Source organism: Vibrio sp. LaRot3 (assembly GCF_027587025.1).
GTDB lineage: Bacteria > Pseudomonadota > Gammaproteobacteria > Enterobacterales > Vibrionaceae > Vibrio.
Genome location: NZ_JAPPTI010000001.1, coordinates 194,920 through 209,825, shown reverse-complemented (window position 1 = coordinate 209,825; position 14,906 = coordinate 194,920). Strand labels below are relative to the sequence as shown.

The window sequence follows — 14,906 nt, the reverse complement described above, 5'->3', positions numbered from 1 at the left end:
AAATGGAGAAACCTATGTCAGTCGTGATTTACCACAACCCACGTTGCTCAAAGAGTCGTCAAACATTGGCATTATTAGAAGAGAAAGGCATCCAGCCAGAAATCGTAAAGTATCTTGACGATGTACCTTCAGTGGAACAGTTAAAGCAGCTATTTAACCAACTTGGCCTCGACAACGTTCGTGACATGATGCGTACCAAAGAAGACATATACAAAGAGCTGGCGCTAAAAGATGCCGACGACGAGGCACTATTCAATGCGATGGCACAAAATCCAAAACTGATTGAGCGTCCAATCGTTGTGGCAAATGGTCAAGCGAAACATGGTCGTCCACCAGAGCAAGTATTAGACATTCTATGATGAGACAAATTGTTGTCTTGTATTACAGTCGACATGGCAGCACTAAAGCCATCGCTCGACAAATCGCACGAGGGATAGAATCTATCCCTCACTGTGAGGCTCTATTACGAACCGTTGCGGAAATAGAACCGCAACAACCGCCTGCCAGTGACCCCATTATTACTCTCGATGAGCTAAAACAGTGTCATGGATTGGCAATGGGCAGCCCGGTGTGGTTTGGCAATATGGCAGCGCCTCTTAAGCACTTTTGGGATCAATCAACCACGCTGTGGTTATCGGGCGATTTAATCGACAAACCAGCGTGCGTATTTACCTCTTCATCCAGCCTCCATGGCGGGCAAGAAACCACACTACAAACCATGATGCTACCACTGCTTCATCATGGCATGATGGTACTTGGCATTCCCTACTCTGAGCCAGCTTTACACAATACCCAATCGGGGGGCTCTCCCTATGGTGCAAGCAGTGTGAGTCATGGACGAAACCAACCTTTAACGGATGAAGAAATCGAGCTTGCTCAACAATTAGGAAAAAGATTAGCCACTATCGCCACCTCGTTAACTTAGGAGTCATTATGTCGAACAAGGAAGTCGAAGTTCACCCCGTGGAAAACATGGATAAAGCGTTGAAATCGATGCAGCCCACCACACGGCTCTATCGACTACTAGCGCTATGTGGCAACCTAGCACTGCTTATGTGGGTCGCTATTTGGCAATTTGAGCTTTCCCCTCATCCCCATATCAATAACGCAACACTCGCGATTGCTTGGGCGATACCTTTGCTCCTTCCTTTACCGGGAATCCTTGCTGGCCGCCCCTATACGCATGCATGGGCAAACTTCATATTGATGCTCTATTTTTTGCACGGATTCACCATTCTCTATATCGATGATGGCGAACGTTGGCTTGCCAGCGTGGAGTTAGTGCTTACTAGCATGGCGTTCTTTGGCAATACACTTTATGCCAGAGCACGAGGAAAAGAGTTAGGGCTAAAGCTAAAGCGCCTTAGCGAAGTGGAAAAGCAAGAACGCAATCAATTTGACAAATAATACCCATTAAAAAAGCTGCCATTTGGCAGCTTTTTCATTTTAGACATTATCGATTATTTAATATCGATATGCTCAAAGCCTTTGATTAGATCATCAAGTGCTTTCATTTGCGCTAGGAATGGTTCTAGTTTGTCTAGCGGTAGCGCTGATGGGCCATCGCAACGTGCTTGCTCTGGGTTCGGGTGCGCTTCAATGAATAGACCAGCGATACCCGTTGCAAGACCGGCTTTAGCAAGCTCAACGGTTTGCTCACGACGACCGCCCGATGCTGCGCCAGATGGGTCACGCATTTGCAGTGAGTGAGTCACGTCAAAGATGATTGGGCTGCCGTTTGACGCTTTTTTCATTACACCAAAACCTAACATATCCACCACTAGGTTATCGTAACCATGACACGCGCCACGCTCACATAGAATAACGTTTTCGTTGCCACACTCAGCAAACTTCTCAACGATGTTACCAACTTGACCAGGGCTCATGAACTGAGGTTTCTTAACGTTGATTACCGCACCGGTTTTTGCCATAGCTTCAACAAGGTCTGTTTGACGAGCAAGGAAAGCTGGTAGCTGAATTACGTCTACCACTTCTGATACTGGCTGAGCTTGCGCTTCAGTGTGTACGTCAGTGATGATTTTTACGCCGAAGGTATCTTTTAGCTCTTGGAAGATTTTCATACCTTCTTCTAAGCCAGGACCACGGTAAGAGTGAACTGAACTGCGGTTTGCTTTATCAAACGATGCTTTGAACACGTATGGAATGCCTAACTTTTCAGTGACCTTCACGTAGTGCTCACAGATCTGCATTGCAAGATCACGAGATTCTAGAACGTTCATACCTGCAAATAAGGTAAACGGTTTATCGTTAGCTACTGGAATATCACCAACGTGAACGATTTTTTGTTCCATCTTTTTCTCTCTATTTCAACGTATTATGCCGAGCATCCAAGAGGCTAGGCTTAGTGTAAGGTTACCTGAGTTTGACTCATGGCGTTAACTTGGTTCTTCAATAATTCTGCTGCTGGGTCATCTGGGCACTGATCAATAAAATATTGATAATCACTCAGTGCAACTTGATGACAGTCTAGCTGCTGATAGATAAAGCCACGATCGCGAATCTCATACGGGTCATCCGGCACAAAAGTTAAAGCCAGATCCGTACAGCGCAATGCTAATGCGTAGCGCTCTTCTCTCAATAAAGCACTTTTTATCAGCGCTAGCCAACGGCCAATCACAGTTGGATGATCAACCGTGTGTAAATGTTTTGGTTTTAGTTTAGCAAACGGGCCTTTATGCCCAACTAACCACGCTCGCAATGTATGTTGTGACACATACTCGCCATTAAATGGGTTCACATAGTTTGGTTGTTGTCCTGGCCACTCTACTTTAAGCAAAAACTGAGTTGGGAAAGCGACCCCTTCAATAGGGAAACCTAGTTGTCGGCCAATAAATAGAATCAGCGCACCTAAACTCACTGGGATGCCTTTACGACGCTCCAATACTTTATCAATAAAAGCATTTGCTGAATCAAAATAAGCGTCTTTATCGCCTTGAAAGCCCCATTCATGATAGAACAAACGTAAAAACGCATCGAATCTTTGCTCAGCATAAGTCTCATGAACAAGCGTTAGCTCCGCTTCTTGCAGCAGACGACTTAATTCATTTTTTGCCCAAGCGACTTGCGTTTCTGGGTTCACAGCTTGATTCAGCACTAGAGCACCTTCGGCAAGCTCTAAAGCATCAAAATCTTCATCAAACAACGTTTGCATGACTACCGCCCTACTCATTTAAAACAACGTTGGTGATTTCGTTAATGCGATATTGCTCGCCATCAATAGCCAGCCTAGCGCACCGAAGAAACCAAATACGCGCAGTAAGGTGTTTTTCGCAAGCTTAAGCGAGAAGAAACCCAGTGCAATGTAAGCCAAAATACAGGTAATTTTATTTGTTAACCAAGGCGCAGCATCGGTAAAAGGTACGTAACCAGTAAGCATGATTAGACCAATGCCGGATAGCAATAACGCGGTGTCGTTAATATGCGGGAATATCTTTAGGAATTTCTTCTCACGTAATGGCGAATTTGCCATTAATAGTGCAAAACGTACTGACAATAACGTCGCGCTAATGGCGATCGTCAGTAAGTGAAAATGCTTTAAACCTTCGTACATGGACACTGTCTCTTATTATTTATTCGGATGTTGCTTTGCCACATAACGCCCCAAGGTAACACGATCATTGTTGCCGTAATCTCGATGAGTTTCGACATCAACGTAACCATGCTCGTGAAAGATTTGGCGTACAGCTTCACCTTGGTCATAACCATGCTCAAACAGCAACCAGCCATCATTGCTCAAATATTCTCTGGCTGATTGAGTAATGTGTCGAATGTCCGCTAAACCTTGGTCTTTTGCAACCAATGCACTTAGTGGCTCAAAACGCACATCACCCTGCTGCAAATGCGGGTCGTTTTCTTCAATATAGGGTGGATTCGATACGATAACAGCAAACTGCGTACCAGCTTGCAAAGGCTCAAACCAACTGCCCGCTAAAAAAGTGCTATTTGTGATACCAAGCGTTTGCGCATTATGAGTCGCGAGTTGCTGAGCATCGGGCATCAAGTCAATCCCGACCACTTCACGTTGAGGTAACTCCGATGCTAGCGCTAAAGCGATGGCTCCTGTTCCTGTACCGAGATCGAGAATCGCACCGTCACTCATCATGGCTTTGTCTAACGCGAGTTCAACCAATCTTTCAGTATCAGGACGAGGGATCAGCGTAGTTGGCGACACTTTTAACGGTAGAGACCAAAACTCTCGTTCACCAACGATATAAGCAACAGGTTCGCCTTGAATACGGCGACTAAGAAGGGTTTGGAATTGCAATTGCTGCTCAGTTGATAGCAGCTTATCCGGCCAAGTTAGAAGAAAAGAACGTGGCTTAGATAAGGAATGGCAGAGTAACACTGCGGCATCAAGAGACGGCGAATCGCTGCCGCTCTCTTGAAGCTGTGTTACCGCAAGCTTAAGTGTTTGTTCAACACTAATTTCTTCAGTCATTGATTAGTTGTTCTCAGCAAGTGCTGCCAACTGATCCGCTTGGTGCTCTTGAATCACAGGATCCACCAAGCTGTCTAAGTCCCCTTCCATCACTTCGTTCAAACGGTAGATAGTTAGGTTGATACGGTGATCCGACACACGGCCTTGTGGGTAGTTGTATGTACGGATACGGTCACTACGGTCACCAGAACCTAGTAGGTTACGACGAGTATCAGAAACTTCTGCAGCACGGCGAGCTTCTTCCGCTTGAACAATACGAGCCGCTAGCACAGACATCGCTTTCGCTTTGTTCTTGTGCTGTGAACGCTCATCCTGACACTCTACTACTGTACCTGTTGGAAGGTGGGTAATACGAATTGCAGAGTCAGTGGTGTTTACGTGCTGACCACCCGCGCCTGATGCACGGAAAGTATCAATTTTCAGATCGCCTGCTTTGATTTCTGGTAGATCCGCTTCTGGAATTTCAGGCATTACCGCTACAGTACAAGCTGACGTGTGTACACGACCTTGAGATTCAGTTTCTGGTACACGCTGTACACGGTGACCACCTGACTCAAACTTCAAAATGCCGTATGCGCCATCGCCGTTCACTTTAGCGATCATCTCTTTGTAACCACCCTGCTCTGATTCATTGCAGCTCATTACTTCGATGCGCCAGCCTTTCTTCTCCGCATACTTTGAATACATACGGAACAAGTTACCCGCAAAGATACCCGCTTCGTCACCACCAGCACCCGCACGAATCTCTAAGAAACAGTTGCGATCGTCATTTGGGTCTTTTGGCAATAGAAGAATTTGCAGTTCATCGTTTAAACGTTCGATGGCTGCTTTCGCTTCTTGAATTTCTTCCTGAGCCATTTCACGCATCTCTGCATCGTCTTCTTTCGCCATCTCTTCAGCAGCAGCAAGATCTTCTTGCGCTTGCTGGTAGCTTTGGAAGCATTTGGTCACTTCTTCCAGTTGAGAATACTCTTTTGATAGCGCACGGAATTTGTCTTGGTTACCAATCACATCAGGATCGCCAAGGAGGTGTTGAACTTCTTCGTAACGCTCAACCAGTGTTTCTAACTTAGATAGAATAGAGGCTTTCATATTTTTCTTAACTCAGGGTTCAATTTATAGTGGGTCTTCTAGACCCAAACTTTGTCTAATAACAGTGAGCTTCGCGGGCTCACCTTGCTCTGCTGCACTCTGTAGTGAACGAGTGGGAGCGTGAATCAATCGGTTGGTAAGCTTATTGCTCAACTCCAATAACACTTTCTCTGGGTCGCCCCCAGCAGCAAGTGCTTGAATACTTTTTGCCAGTAACTCTTCACGAATTTCATTCGCAGATTGGCGATATTCACGGATGCTATCGACACCTTGTAAGGAGCGCATCCATGACATAAAGGCAGCACTTTCTTCACTGACAATGGCTTCAGCTTGAATGGCTTCCACTTTGCGCTGTTCAATATTGTTGTCGACGATCGACTGCAAGTCATCAACGGTATAAAGGTAAGCATCATTCAAATCGCCCACTTGCGATTCAATATCGCGTGGGACAGCAATATCAACCAATAACATAGGTTGGTATCTGCGTGATTTCAGCGCCGTCTCCACCATACCTTTACCAATAATAGGCAATGGGCTTGCGGTTGAACTGATAACAATATCCGCGCGAGGCAAATGGTCAGGGATCTCCGGTAAGCTAATGACTTCCGCACCAAACTCATTGGCCAATAACTGCGCACGTTCTTTTGTTCGATTGGCCACAATCATTTTAGTGCAGCCATTTCCGGCCAGGTGCTTAGCCACTAGCTCGATGGTTTCACCAGCGCCCACCAACAGTACTGTCGATTGCTGCAATGATTCAAAAATGTGCTTAGCCAATGTACATGCAGCGTAAGCCACCGACACCGCATTACCACCGATGTCTGTTTCTGTACGTACACGTTTTGCCACTGAAAACGTTTTTTGAAACCACTTTTCCATCGCCGTGTTAACAGATTTCTGATCTCGCGAATCAGAAAATGCCTGTTTCACTTGGCCTAATATCTGTGGTTCACCCAAAACTAATGAGTCGAGCCCGCAAGATACTCGCATTAAATGGCGAATCGCCGCTTGCTCTTCATGAATATAAAGACTGGGTTTTAACTCTTCAGGGCTGACTTGGTGAAACTGCGATAGCCAATCAACGACTTTGCTCTTACCGGATGGTTTAACGTCACAGTACACTTCTGTTCGGTTACAAGTAGAGACAATTACACTGCCGTTAACATGCGGGTTTTCAGAGAGTTGTAGTAATGCTTGCGGTAGCTTTTCCGGTCCGAAAGCGACTTTTTCACGCAATTCTACCGACGCTGTATTGTGGTTGATACCTATAGCAAGCAAAGACATGTATCGTAGGTTCTCTGAATCAAATTATGAACAAACAAGAGAGGAATTTTACTTGATGCCCCTTATGAATAAAAGGGGATCGAGAATTTGTTTTCCTTTAAAGCGGTTAACTAACGAAAAAAATAAACAATTTGACCCATTTAGCGAATAGAAACTTTATGCAACCAGAACATTGATAAGCGCTGTAATCTTTACTTTTTATCATTTTACTCAGAGGTGAGATAAAAGAACGATGCTATAGTATGCGCCCCAAGGATGCTCAAACTGGAAGACCGTGTCATATGTTAAAACCGATTTTTACTCGCTGGGTAATGATTTCCGCTTTCGCCCTAACCTTACTCGGTTGTAGTTCAATTCAAGACAGTACACTCAGTGTCGAGTGGCAAGCCCACCAACAAAGGCTCGACCTAATTAGCGATTATCAAGCCGCAGGTAAACTGGGGTATATTTCACCAGAGCAACGTGAATCTTTAAACTTTCACTGGCAGCACAACCGTGATGAAAGCCAATTACGTCTAACGACATTTCTTGGTCAAACCGTACTCAACATGCAAATCACCCCACAAGGTGCAAGCGTAGAAACCTACGATGACCAAAGCTTTACTGATATCAGCGCCGACAAACTGATCTACCGATTAACCGGGCTATCGATTCCAGTCGAGCAGTTAAATGACTGGCTATTGGGCAAACCAACCAATGCTGACCAATACACGCTAAATGAATCTCAAACCCTTGCAAGCTTAATCAAGCAGGTGAAGGGACAAGTGTGGCAAATAGAGTATTTAAGCTACCAAGATGTTACCTTTTTAGGCTCTAGCCTACCTGTGCCACATAAGCTAAAACTTAAGCAAGGCAGCACTACCATCAACATCGTTTTATCAAAGTGGATATTGAAGTAATGATAAACCACACCACCACTTGGCCTTCTCCGGCTAAACTTAATCTGTTTCTCTACATCACCGGTCGTCGTGAAGACGGCTACCATGAGCTGCAAACTTTGTTTCAATTTGTCGATCATGGTGATGAACTAACGATTACCGCGAATGACTCTGGTGACATTACCCTTACCCCCGACATTCCGGGAGTTGCGTTAGAAGATAACCTAATCTGGCGCGCCGCCAAAGCGCTGCAACAACACGCAAATTGCCATTTCGGCGCGGATATCACCCTTAATAAGGTCTTACCAATGGGAGGCGGCATTGGCGGCGGCTCTTCTAATGCAGCCACCGTTTTAGTGGCACTAAATCATCTATGGCAAGCCCGTTGCACTGATGACGAACTGGCTGACCTTGGATTAGCACTAGGCGCGGATGTTCCGGTATTTGTTCGTGGTCATGCTGCATTTGCCGAAGGAGTTGGTGAAAAAATCATCGCCGTAGAACCCAAAGAGCAACACTATTTGGTGGTTCGCCCAAATGTGAGTATCGCAACAGTCGACATTTTTACTCATCCAGATTTGACCAGAAATACGCCAAAGCGAGATATCACCTCGCTTTTGAACGGGATTTACGGAAACGATTGCGAAAAAATTGTGCGAATGCTGTACCCAAAGGTTGATAAGCAACTTTCATGGCTGCTACAATACGCGCCGTCGAGATTGACGGGTACTGGATCGTGCGTTTTTGCCGAGTTTTCAAGCGAAAAAGAAGCACATCGAGTACTTGATAAACTACCTGACACAGTGTCCGCTTTCGTGGCGAAAGGTAAAAACATTTCCCCACTTCACGAGACACTCGCTAAGTATCGCTTAGCCCACAACACATCTATCTAAAACTGGACGCAAACCTGAGGTTTCCACCGTGCCTGATATGAAGCTATTTGCTGGTAACGCTACACCTGAACTAGCCCAACGTATTGCTGATCGTCTATACATCTCTCTTGGTGACGCAACTGTTTCTCGTTTTTCTGACGGCGAAGTCGCTGTTCAAATCAACGAAAACGTGCGCGGCAGCGATGTATTCATCATCCAATCTACTTGTGCACCTACTAACGACAACCTAATGGAATTAGTAGTGATGATTGACGCAATGCGCCGCGCTTCAGCGGGCCGTATTACTGCAGTTATCCCTTATTTTGGTTACGCTCGCCAAGACCGTCGTGTACGTTCTGCTCGTGTGCCAATCACAGCGAAAGTTGTTGCTGACTTCCTTTCAAACGTTGGTGTTGACCGCGTTCTAACTATCGACCTACACGCAGAGCAAATCCAAGGCTTCTTCGACGTACCAGTAGACAACATCTTCGGTACGCCTGTTCTTCTAGAAGACATGGAAAACCGTGGTCTAGAAAACCCTGTAGTGGTTTCTCCAGACCTAGGCGGCGTTGTTCGTGCTCGCGCAACAGCAAAAGCACTAGGTGATATCGACATCGCTATCGTTGATAAGCGTCGTCCACGTGCAAACGTATCTGAAGTAATGAACCTAATCGGTGATGTTGAAGGTCGCGACTGCGTGATCGTTGACGACATGATCGACACAGGTGGTACTCTATGTAAAGCAGCTGAAGCTCTAAAAGAGCGTGGTGCTAAGCGTGTATTCGCTTACGCAACTCACGCTGTATTCTCAGGTAATGCTGCTCAAAACATCGGTAACTCAGTGCTAGACCAAGTTATCGTAACTGACTCAATCACTCTACCTAAAGAGATGGAAGCGACTGGCAAAGTAACAACACTAAGCCTATCTCGCATGCTTGCAGAAGCAATTCGTCGCATTAGCAACGAAGAGTCTATCTCTGCAATGTTTAACTAATCAAACCTGATTAGCTCAGACATTAAAAACACCCCTTTTAGGGGTGTTTTTTTATTGCTGAATCGAGCAACAAACCACAGCCTCGCCCGAGAGCGAATTTGTGTGCTATCATACGGCGCTTTTTGAGATTCCAGAGAGATCCCAACCTTGAGTCAACAAATCAAACTTCTTGTCGGACTAGCTAATCCCGGCCCAGAATATGCGAAAACTCGCCACAATGCTGGCGCTTGGGTGGTTGAGGAATTAGCTCGCGTTCATAATGTAACGCTAAAGAACGAAGTAAAGTTCTTTGGTTACACTGGACGTATTATGATGAATGGTCAGGATCTACGTTTACTGATCCCAACCACATTCATGAACTTATCAGGTAAAGCCATTGCGGCCTTAGCGAAGTTCTACCAAATTAAACCAGAAGAGATCATGGTCGCTCACGACGAGCTAGACTTACCTCCTGGTGTGGCTAAGTTTAAAAAAGGTGGTGGTCATGGCGGACACAATGGTCTGCGCGACACCATTAGCAAACTTGGCAACAATAAAGAGTTTTATCGTCTACGTATTGGCATTGGCCATCCGGGACACAAAGATAAAGTGGCAGGTTTTGTGTTAGGGAAAGCTCCCGCGAAAGAGCAAGAGCTACTTGATGCAGCAGCAGATGAGTCAGTTCGCTGTCTCGACATCTTAATTAAAGATGGCTTAAGCAAAGCACAAAATCGCTTACACACGTTCAAAGCTGAATAAGGTTACAATCATGGGTTTTAAATGTGGCATCGTTGGTCTACCAAACGTTGGTAAATCAACTCTGTTCAACGCACTAACTAAAGCGGGCATCGAAGCAGCGAACTTCCCGTTCTGTACAATCGAACCAAACACAGGTGTTGTACCTGTGCCAGATCTGCGTCTAGACGCACTGGCTAAGATTGTTAACCCACAAAAAGTGCTACCAACAACAATGGAATTCGTTGATATCGCAGGTCTAGTTGCGGGTGCATCTCGCGGTGAAGGTCTAGGTAACAAGTTCCTAGCAAACATCCGTGAAACTGACGCAATTGGTCACGTTGTTCGCTGTTTCGAAAACGAAAACATCGTTCACGTTGCAGGTAAAGTATCACCAATCGAAGATATCGAAGTGATCAACCTAGAGCTAGCGATGGCTGACCTTGATTCTTGTGAGCGTGCAATTCAACGTAACGCTAAGAAAGCAAAAGGTGGCGATAAAGACGCGAAATTCGAACTGACCGTTCTTGAGAAGCTACTGCCAGTACTAACTGAAGGTGGTATGGCGCGTACTGTTGAGCTATCTAAAGAAGAGCTAGCGGCGGTAGGTTACCTTAACTTCCTAACGCTAAAGCCAACCATGTACATCGCTAACGTGAACGAAGATGGCTTTGAAAACAACCCTTACCTAGACGCAGTTCGTGAGTTCGCAGAGAAAGAGAACAATGTTGTTGTTCCTGTTTGTGCGTCTATCGAGTCTGAACTGTCTGAGCTTGATGATGAAGATCGTGAAGAGTTCCTTGCTGACATGGGTATCGAAGAACCGGGCCTAAACCGTGTGATTCGTTCTGGTTACGAGCTACTAACTCTACACACTTACTTCACAGCTGGTGTTAAAGAGGTTCGCGCTTGGACTATCCCTGTTGGTGCAACAGCACCACAAGCAGCAGGTAAGATCCACACTGACTTTGAAAAAGGCTTCATCCGAGCTGAAGTGGTTGGTTACGATGATTTCATTCAATTTAGCGGTGAAAGCGGTGCGAAAGAAGCTGGTAAATGGCGTCTTGAAGGTAAAGACTACATTGTTAAAGATGGCGATGTTGTTCACTTCCGCTTCAACGTGTAATTAGACTGCTAAAAAACACACAACTAATTGTTCTAAAAAGCCAGTATCACTACTGGCTTTTTTTATTCCTGATAGCAAAGAGTCAAGTCAAACGCCTTGCTGGATGTCATTTTGCTAGCAGTTTTCGATCATTAACACGCCTCTTTGTTTAAAAAGAAACCGAACGATTCATTTCTCCGAATTTATTCAAAAAAACTGTTGACGGTTCTGCCTCAACTCCGCATAATGCGCCCCGTTCCCAACGAGACGGCAACGAAACGAAAGGAACAAAAACATGGTATTGGCTACGTAGCTCAGCTGGTTAGAGCACATCACTCATAATGATGGGGTCACAGGTTCGAATCCCGTCGTAGCCACCATTCCTAAATGCTTTTTAGAAAGTAATTAGGAATAGATGCGGAAGTGGCGGAATTGGTAGACGCACCAGATTTAGGTTCTGGCGCCGCAAGGTGTGAGAGTTCAAGTCTCTCCTTCCGCACCATTATTGAAGTCTTTCTTATGAAAGCACTGTAGGTCTATCGCCAAGCGGTAAGGCAGCGGCTTTTGATGCCGCCATTCCCTGGTTCGAATCCAGGTAGACCTGCCACTATTTAAAGTGTCAGTCTTTTTTCAAAAAGAGGTTGTCACTGTAAGTGAGATTATATATATTGTCTCGCTCACAAAGATGGCTACGTAGCTCAGCTGGTTAGAGCACATCACTCATAATGATGGGGTCACAGGTTCGAATCCCGTCGTAGCCACCATTCTTTCTTATGAAAGAACAAATACAACAGTTAGTTTTTACCAATTAACTAATTGTTAGTAGATTCAAGATGCGGAAGTGGCGGAATTGGTAGACGCACCAGATTTAGGTTCTGGCGCCGCAAGGTGTGAGAGTTCAAGTCTCTCCTTCCGCACCATCTTGAAACTACAACAAATTAAATCATGCGGAAGTGGCGGAATTGGTAGACGCACCAGATTTAGGTTCTGGCGCCGCAAGGTGTGAGAGTTCAAGTCTCTCCTTCCGCACCATGATTTAATTGCCTGCAGGTCTATCGCCAAGCGGTAAGGCAGCGGCTTTTGATGCCGCCATTCCCTGGTTCGAATCCAGGTAGACCTGCCACTATTACAACGTTACCGATGTTTTACCAATTACATCGTTAGCTAAAGAATAAGTTGCGGAAGTGGCGGAATTGGTAGACGCACCAGATTTAGGTTCTGGCGCCGCAAGGTGTGAGAGTTCAAGTCTCTCCTTCCGCACCATGTTTAGATGATTTAATATCATCGCCTGCAGGTCTATCGCCAAGCGGTAAGGCAGCGGCTTTTGATGCCGCCATTCCCTGGTTCGAATCCAGGTAGACCTGCCATATACAACTTCATTGAGATTTTACCAATTATCTTGATGAATACGGTTTGCGGAAGTGGCGGAATTGGTAGACGCACCAGATTTAGGTTCTGGCGCCGCAAGGTGTGAGAGTTCAAGTCTCTCCTTCCGCACCATTCTCTTTTAGAGAAAAATGGCTACGTAGCTCAGCTGGTTAGAGCACATCACTCATAATGATGGGGTCACAGGTTCGAATCCCGTCGTAGCCACCATATTAAGTAATTAGTTTTTACCAATCGACTAATTATTAAGTAGATTCAAGATGCGGAAGTGGCGGAATTGGTAGACGCACCAGATTTAGGTTCTGGCGCCGCAAGGTGTGAGAGTTCAAGTCTCTCCTTCCGCACCATCTTGACCTACAATTAAATCATGCGGAAGTGGCGGAATTGGTAGACGCACCAGATTTAGGTTCTGGCGCCGCAAGGTGTGAGAGTTCAAGTCTCTCCTTCCGCACCATGATTTTGGATGATGTAACATCATCGCCTGCAGGTCTATCGCCAAGCGGTAAGGCAGCGGCTTTTGATGCCGCCATTCCCTGGTTCGAATCCAGGTAGACCTGCCATATACAAGGTCTGTGGACACCATCTTTCGATGTGTGATTCACAACTTAAGGCTTGATTTAAATAAGTCAGCCAATATTTAGAAACCCAGCCAAGTGCTGGGTTTTCTTTTATCTACAACTGTTCAATATAGTGCTGTTTAATCTTTAGCATCCCCCGAGACTTCTTCCCTAGTACAACGACAAATAAGCGCCTGTTCTAGTCCCTCAGCATGCCTTTCTTACTATTTTCATACATACTAACAGTTTGATGTAAAACGCCTTATCAGCCCTCAGAGGCGTAAAATAAAGCACACTATTCATCATCTATACGTTTATACGTTTTGATTGTGCTCGGTGTACCAGATCGCCAGAGCCGTTCATTACAAAAACACTAGGTAAAAAAAATCCAGCCCGAAGGCTGGATTCATTAGTAAGGTGAGCGATTAGCCTAGTAGACCAAGTGCTGAGTTTGGTGCTTGTTTTGCTTGTGCAAGAACAGAGCTTGATGCTTGAGAAAGAATCTGAGATTTAGTCAGTGCAGTCGTTTCTTTCGCGAAGTCCGTATCTGCAATGCGGCTCTTAGAAGCATTCACATTCTCGTTGATGTTATCTAAGTTGTTGATTGCGTGATCAAAACGGTTTTGGAATGCACCAAGTTCAGCACGATGACCATCAACAAACTTAAGCGCTGCATCAACAATCGCTACAGACTCTTGTGCGCCCGCTACAGATGTTACGTCGATATCATTAACAGTCACTGCTGTTGCCGCGCCCATACCTAGATCCGTTGCTAGTGAGCCCGCGAATGTCGCTGCGCCGTCTACTTTATTGTTGTCAGTAAACATTTGCAGTTTACCGTCATCACTTACAGACGCTTTCACCATGTCAGTTTGACCGTTGATGTAAGTCGCTAGCTCTTCGATATCGTCGCCTTCTTTCGCAACGATATTAATAGTCTGCGCTGTACCAGTAAGTTTGTCAGTTACAGTGATATCTAGCGCGTCAGTACCAGCTGCTACAGTCCAATCTGGAGTCTTAGCATTTGCCGCTTTGTAGCTGTTGCCGCCCATCATAGTGTTGTCACTACGCATATCTTGCAGAGTTAGCATTACGGCTTCACCGTTATCTGCACCGATCTGCATTGATTTAGTTTCAAACGTACCATTAAGTAGCTTGTTACCACCAAATGACGTAGTTTCCGCGATACGGTTTAGCTCATCATTCAATGCTGTAATTTCTTCTTGAATCGCCACACGCTCAGATTTTGAGTTAGAGCCGTTTGATGATTGTAGAGAAAGATCACGCATACGTTGCAGAATGTTAGTGGTCTCATTCATCGCACCTTCTGCTGTTTGCGCAATCGAGATACCATCATTCGCATTTCGTACCGCTACATCTAGACCGCGGCTTTGAACGTTTAGTCGGTTCGAAATCTGTAGACCAGCAGCATCATCTTTAGCACTGTTAATTTTAGAGCCTGACGATAGACGTTCCATAGAAGTCTGCTGCGCACTAGTTGCACTGTTTAGGTAACGTTGTGCTGTCATTGCTGACACGTTTGTATTTACATTCACCGCCATGGT

General features: G+C 45.5%; 15 protein-coding genes and 14 tRNA genes. 22 read left to right on the top strand and 7 right to left on the bottom strand.

Annotated elements, in window-relative coordinates; genetic code table 11:
* Window positions 1-14 precede the first annotated feature (14 nt).
* The 3 genes from arsC to OH461_RS01085 are packed head-to-tail and all read left to right on the top strand — an operon-like array spanning window position 15 to window position 1,407.
* Window positions 15-359: an arsenate reductase (glutaredoxin) gene (arsC, locus tag OH461_RS01095; RefSeq protein ID WP_270018811.1), complete on the top strand. Its 345-nt coding sequence runs from the start codon at window positions 15-17 to the stop codon at window positions 357-359.
* Window positions 356-925 carry an NAD(P)H:quinone oxidoreductase gene (wrbA, locus tag OH461_RS01090; RefSeq protein WP_270018810.1) on the top strand — a complete coding sequence of 190 codons (570 nt, stop codon included), beginning with the start codon at window positions 356-358 and terminating at the stop codon, window positions 923-925. Before arsC ends, wrbA begins: the two co-directional genes overlap by 4 nt.
* Before the next feature lie 47 nt (window positions 926-972).
* A complete protein-coding gene (locus OH461_RS01085) occupies window positions 973-1,407 on the top strand; it encodes a DUF2069 domain-containing protein (protein ID WP_270019828.1) in 435 nt (144 codons plus the stop codon).
* Window positions 1,408-1,460: 53 nt separating this feature from the next.
* Here the strand turns inward: OH461_RS01085 and kdsA are convergent, their stop codons facing one another.
* Genes kdsA through hemA form a run of 6 tightly spaced genes read right to left on the bottom strand, consistent with a single transcriptional unit; the run spans window position 1,461 to window position 6,835 of the window.
* Window positions 1,461-2,312 (bottom strand): 3-deoxy-8-phosphooctulonate synthase, encoded by an 852-nt coding sequence (kdsA, locus tag OH461_RS01080; RefSeq protein WP_270018809.1) that lies wholly within the window; start codon window positions 2,310-2,312, stop codon window positions 1,461-1,463.
* A gap of 50 nt (window positions 2,313-2,362) precedes the next feature.
* On the bottom strand, window positions 2,363-3,172 hold the full coding sequence (locus tag OH461_RS01075; protein WP_270018808.1) for a SirB1 family protein: 810 nt from the start codon (window positions 3,170-3,172) through the stop codon (window positions 2,363-2,365).
* Window positions 3,173-3,190: 18 nt separating this feature from the next.
* Entirely contained in the window at window positions 3,191-3,571 is a 381-nt protein-coding gene (locus OH461_RS01070) for a SirB2 family protein (protein WP_260259061.1), read from the bottom strand.
* A 15-nt stretch (window positions 3,572-3,586) separates the two neighbouring features.
* On the bottom strand, window positions 3,587-4,459 hold the full coding sequence (prmC, locus tag OH461_RS01065; RefSeq protein ID WP_270018807.1) for a peptide chain release factor N(5)-glutamine methyltransferase: 873 nt from the start codon (window positions 4,457-4,459) through the stop codon (window positions 3,587-3,589).
* Between the two features lie 3 nt (window positions 4,460-4,462).
* Window positions 4,463-5,551, bottom strand: a complete 1,089-nt coding sequence (gene prfA, locus OH461_RS01060; protein WP_270018806.1) for a peptide chain release factor 1 — start codon at window positions 5,549-5,551, stop codon at window positions 4,463-4,465.
* A gap of 24 nt (window positions 5,552-5,575) precedes the next feature.
* Window positions 5,576-6,835 carry a glutamyl-tRNA reductase gene (hemA, locus tag OH461_RS01055; protein WP_270018805.1) on the bottom strand — a complete coding sequence of 420 codons (1,260 nt, stop codon included), beginning with the start codon at window positions 6,833-6,835 and terminating at the stop codon, window positions 5,576-5,578.
* Between the two features lie 281 nt (window positions 6,836-7,116).
* Here hemA and lolB point away from each other — a divergent pair, with 281 nt between their 5' ends.
* From lolB to OH461_RS00960, 19 genes are all read left to right on the top strand, one after another.
* Window positions 7,117-7,734 carry a lipoprotein insertase outer membrane protein LolB gene (gene lolB / locus OH461_RS01050; RefSeq protein WP_270018804.1) on the top strand — a complete coding sequence of 206 codons (618 nt, stop codon included), beginning with the start codon at window positions 7,117-7,119 and terminating at the stop codon, window positions 7,732-7,734.
* A complete protein-coding gene (ispE, locus tag OH461_RS01045; RefSeq protein WP_270018803.1) occupies window positions 7,734-8,606 on the top strand; it encodes a 4-(cytidine 5'-diphospho)-2-C-methyl-D-erythritol kinase in 873 nt (290 codons plus the stop codon). The genes lolB and ispE overlap by 1 nt, the downstream gene beginning before the upstream one ends.
* Before the next feature lie 28 nt (window positions 8,607-8,634).
* Window positions 8,635-9,579: a ribose-phosphate pyrophosphokinase gene (locus OH461_RS01040; protein ID WP_260259069.1), complete on the top strand. Its 945-nt coding sequence runs from the start codon at window positions 8,635-8,637 to the stop codon at window positions 9,577-9,579.
* Window positions 9,580-9,726: 147 nt separating this feature from the next.
* Window positions 9,727-10,317 (top strand): aminoacyl-tRNA hydrolase, encoded by a 591-nt coding sequence (gene pth / locus OH461_RS01035; RefSeq protein ID WP_270018802.1) that lies wholly within the window; start codon window positions 9,727-9,729, stop codon window positions 10,315-10,317.
* A gap of 10 nt (window positions 10,318-10,327) precedes the next feature.
* A complete protein-coding gene (gene ychF / locus OH461_RS01030; protein WP_270018801.1) occupies window positions 10,328-11,419 on the top strand; it encodes a redox-regulated ATPase YchF in 1,092 nt (363 codons plus the stop codon).
* Window positions 11,420-11,701: 282 nt separating this feature from the next.
* Window positions 11,702-11,778 (top strand) — tRNA-Met (locus tag OH461_RS01025).
* 37 nt (window positions 11,779-11,815) lie between these two features.
* Window positions 11,816-11,900 (top strand) — tRNA-Leu (locus OH461_RS01020).
* Between the two features lie 30 nt (window positions 11,901-11,930).
* A tRNA-Gln gene (locus tag OH461_RS01015) sits at window positions 11,931-12,005 on the top strand.
* An 80-nt stretch (window positions 12,006-12,085) separates the two neighbouring features.
* A tRNA-Met gene (locus tag OH461_RS01010) sits at window positions 12,086-12,162 on the top strand.
* Between the two features lie 71 nt (window positions 12,163-12,233).
* A tRNA-Leu gene (locus tag OH461_RS01005) sits at window positions 12,234-12,318 on the top strand.
* A 27-nt stretch (window positions 12,319-12,345) separates the two neighbouring features.
* Window positions 12,346-12,430: transfer RNA gene (locus OH461_RS01000), tRNA-Leu, on the top strand.
* Between the two features lie 16 nt (window positions 12,431-12,446).
* A tRNA-Gln gene (locus tag OH461_RS00995) sits at window positions 12,447-12,521 on the top strand.
* A gap of 55 nt (window positions 12,522-12,576) precedes the next feature.
* Window positions 12,577-12,661: transfer RNA gene (locus OH461_RS00990), tRNA-Leu, on the top strand.
* A gap of 29 nt (window positions 12,662-12,690) precedes the next feature.
* Window positions 12,691-12,765: transfer RNA gene (locus tag OH461_RS00985), tRNA-Gln, on the top strand.
* A gap of 48 nt (window positions 12,766-12,813) precedes the next feature.
* Window positions 12,814-12,898: transfer RNA gene (locus OH461_RS00980), tRNA-Leu, on the top strand.
* Window positions 12,899-12,917: 19 nt separating this feature from the next.
* Window positions 12,918-12,994, top strand: a tRNA-Met gene (locus tag OH461_RS00975).
* Window positions 12,995-13,046: 52 nt separating this feature from the next.
* Window positions 13,047-13,131: transfer RNA gene (locus tag OH461_RS00970), tRNA-Leu, on the top strand.
* Window positions 13,132-13,153: 22 nt separating this feature from the next.
* Window positions 13,154-13,238: transfer RNA gene (locus tag OH461_RS00965), tRNA-Leu, on the top strand.
* A gap of 31 nt (window positions 13,239-13,269) precedes the next feature.
* Window positions 13,270-13,344, top strand: a tRNA-Gln gene (locus OH461_RS00960).
* A 422-nt stretch (window positions 13,345-13,766) separates the two neighbouring features.
* Here OH461_RS00960 and OH461_RS00955 read toward each other — a convergent pair.
* The gene (locus OH461_RS00955; RefSeq protein ID WP_270018800.1) at window positions 13,767-14,903 is read right to left on the bottom strand and encodes a flagellin; all 1,137 of its coding nucleotides are present in this window, start codon (window positions 14,901-14,903) and stop codon (window positions 13,767-13,769) included.
* Between the last annotated feature and the right edge of the window lie 3 nt (window positions 14,904-14,906).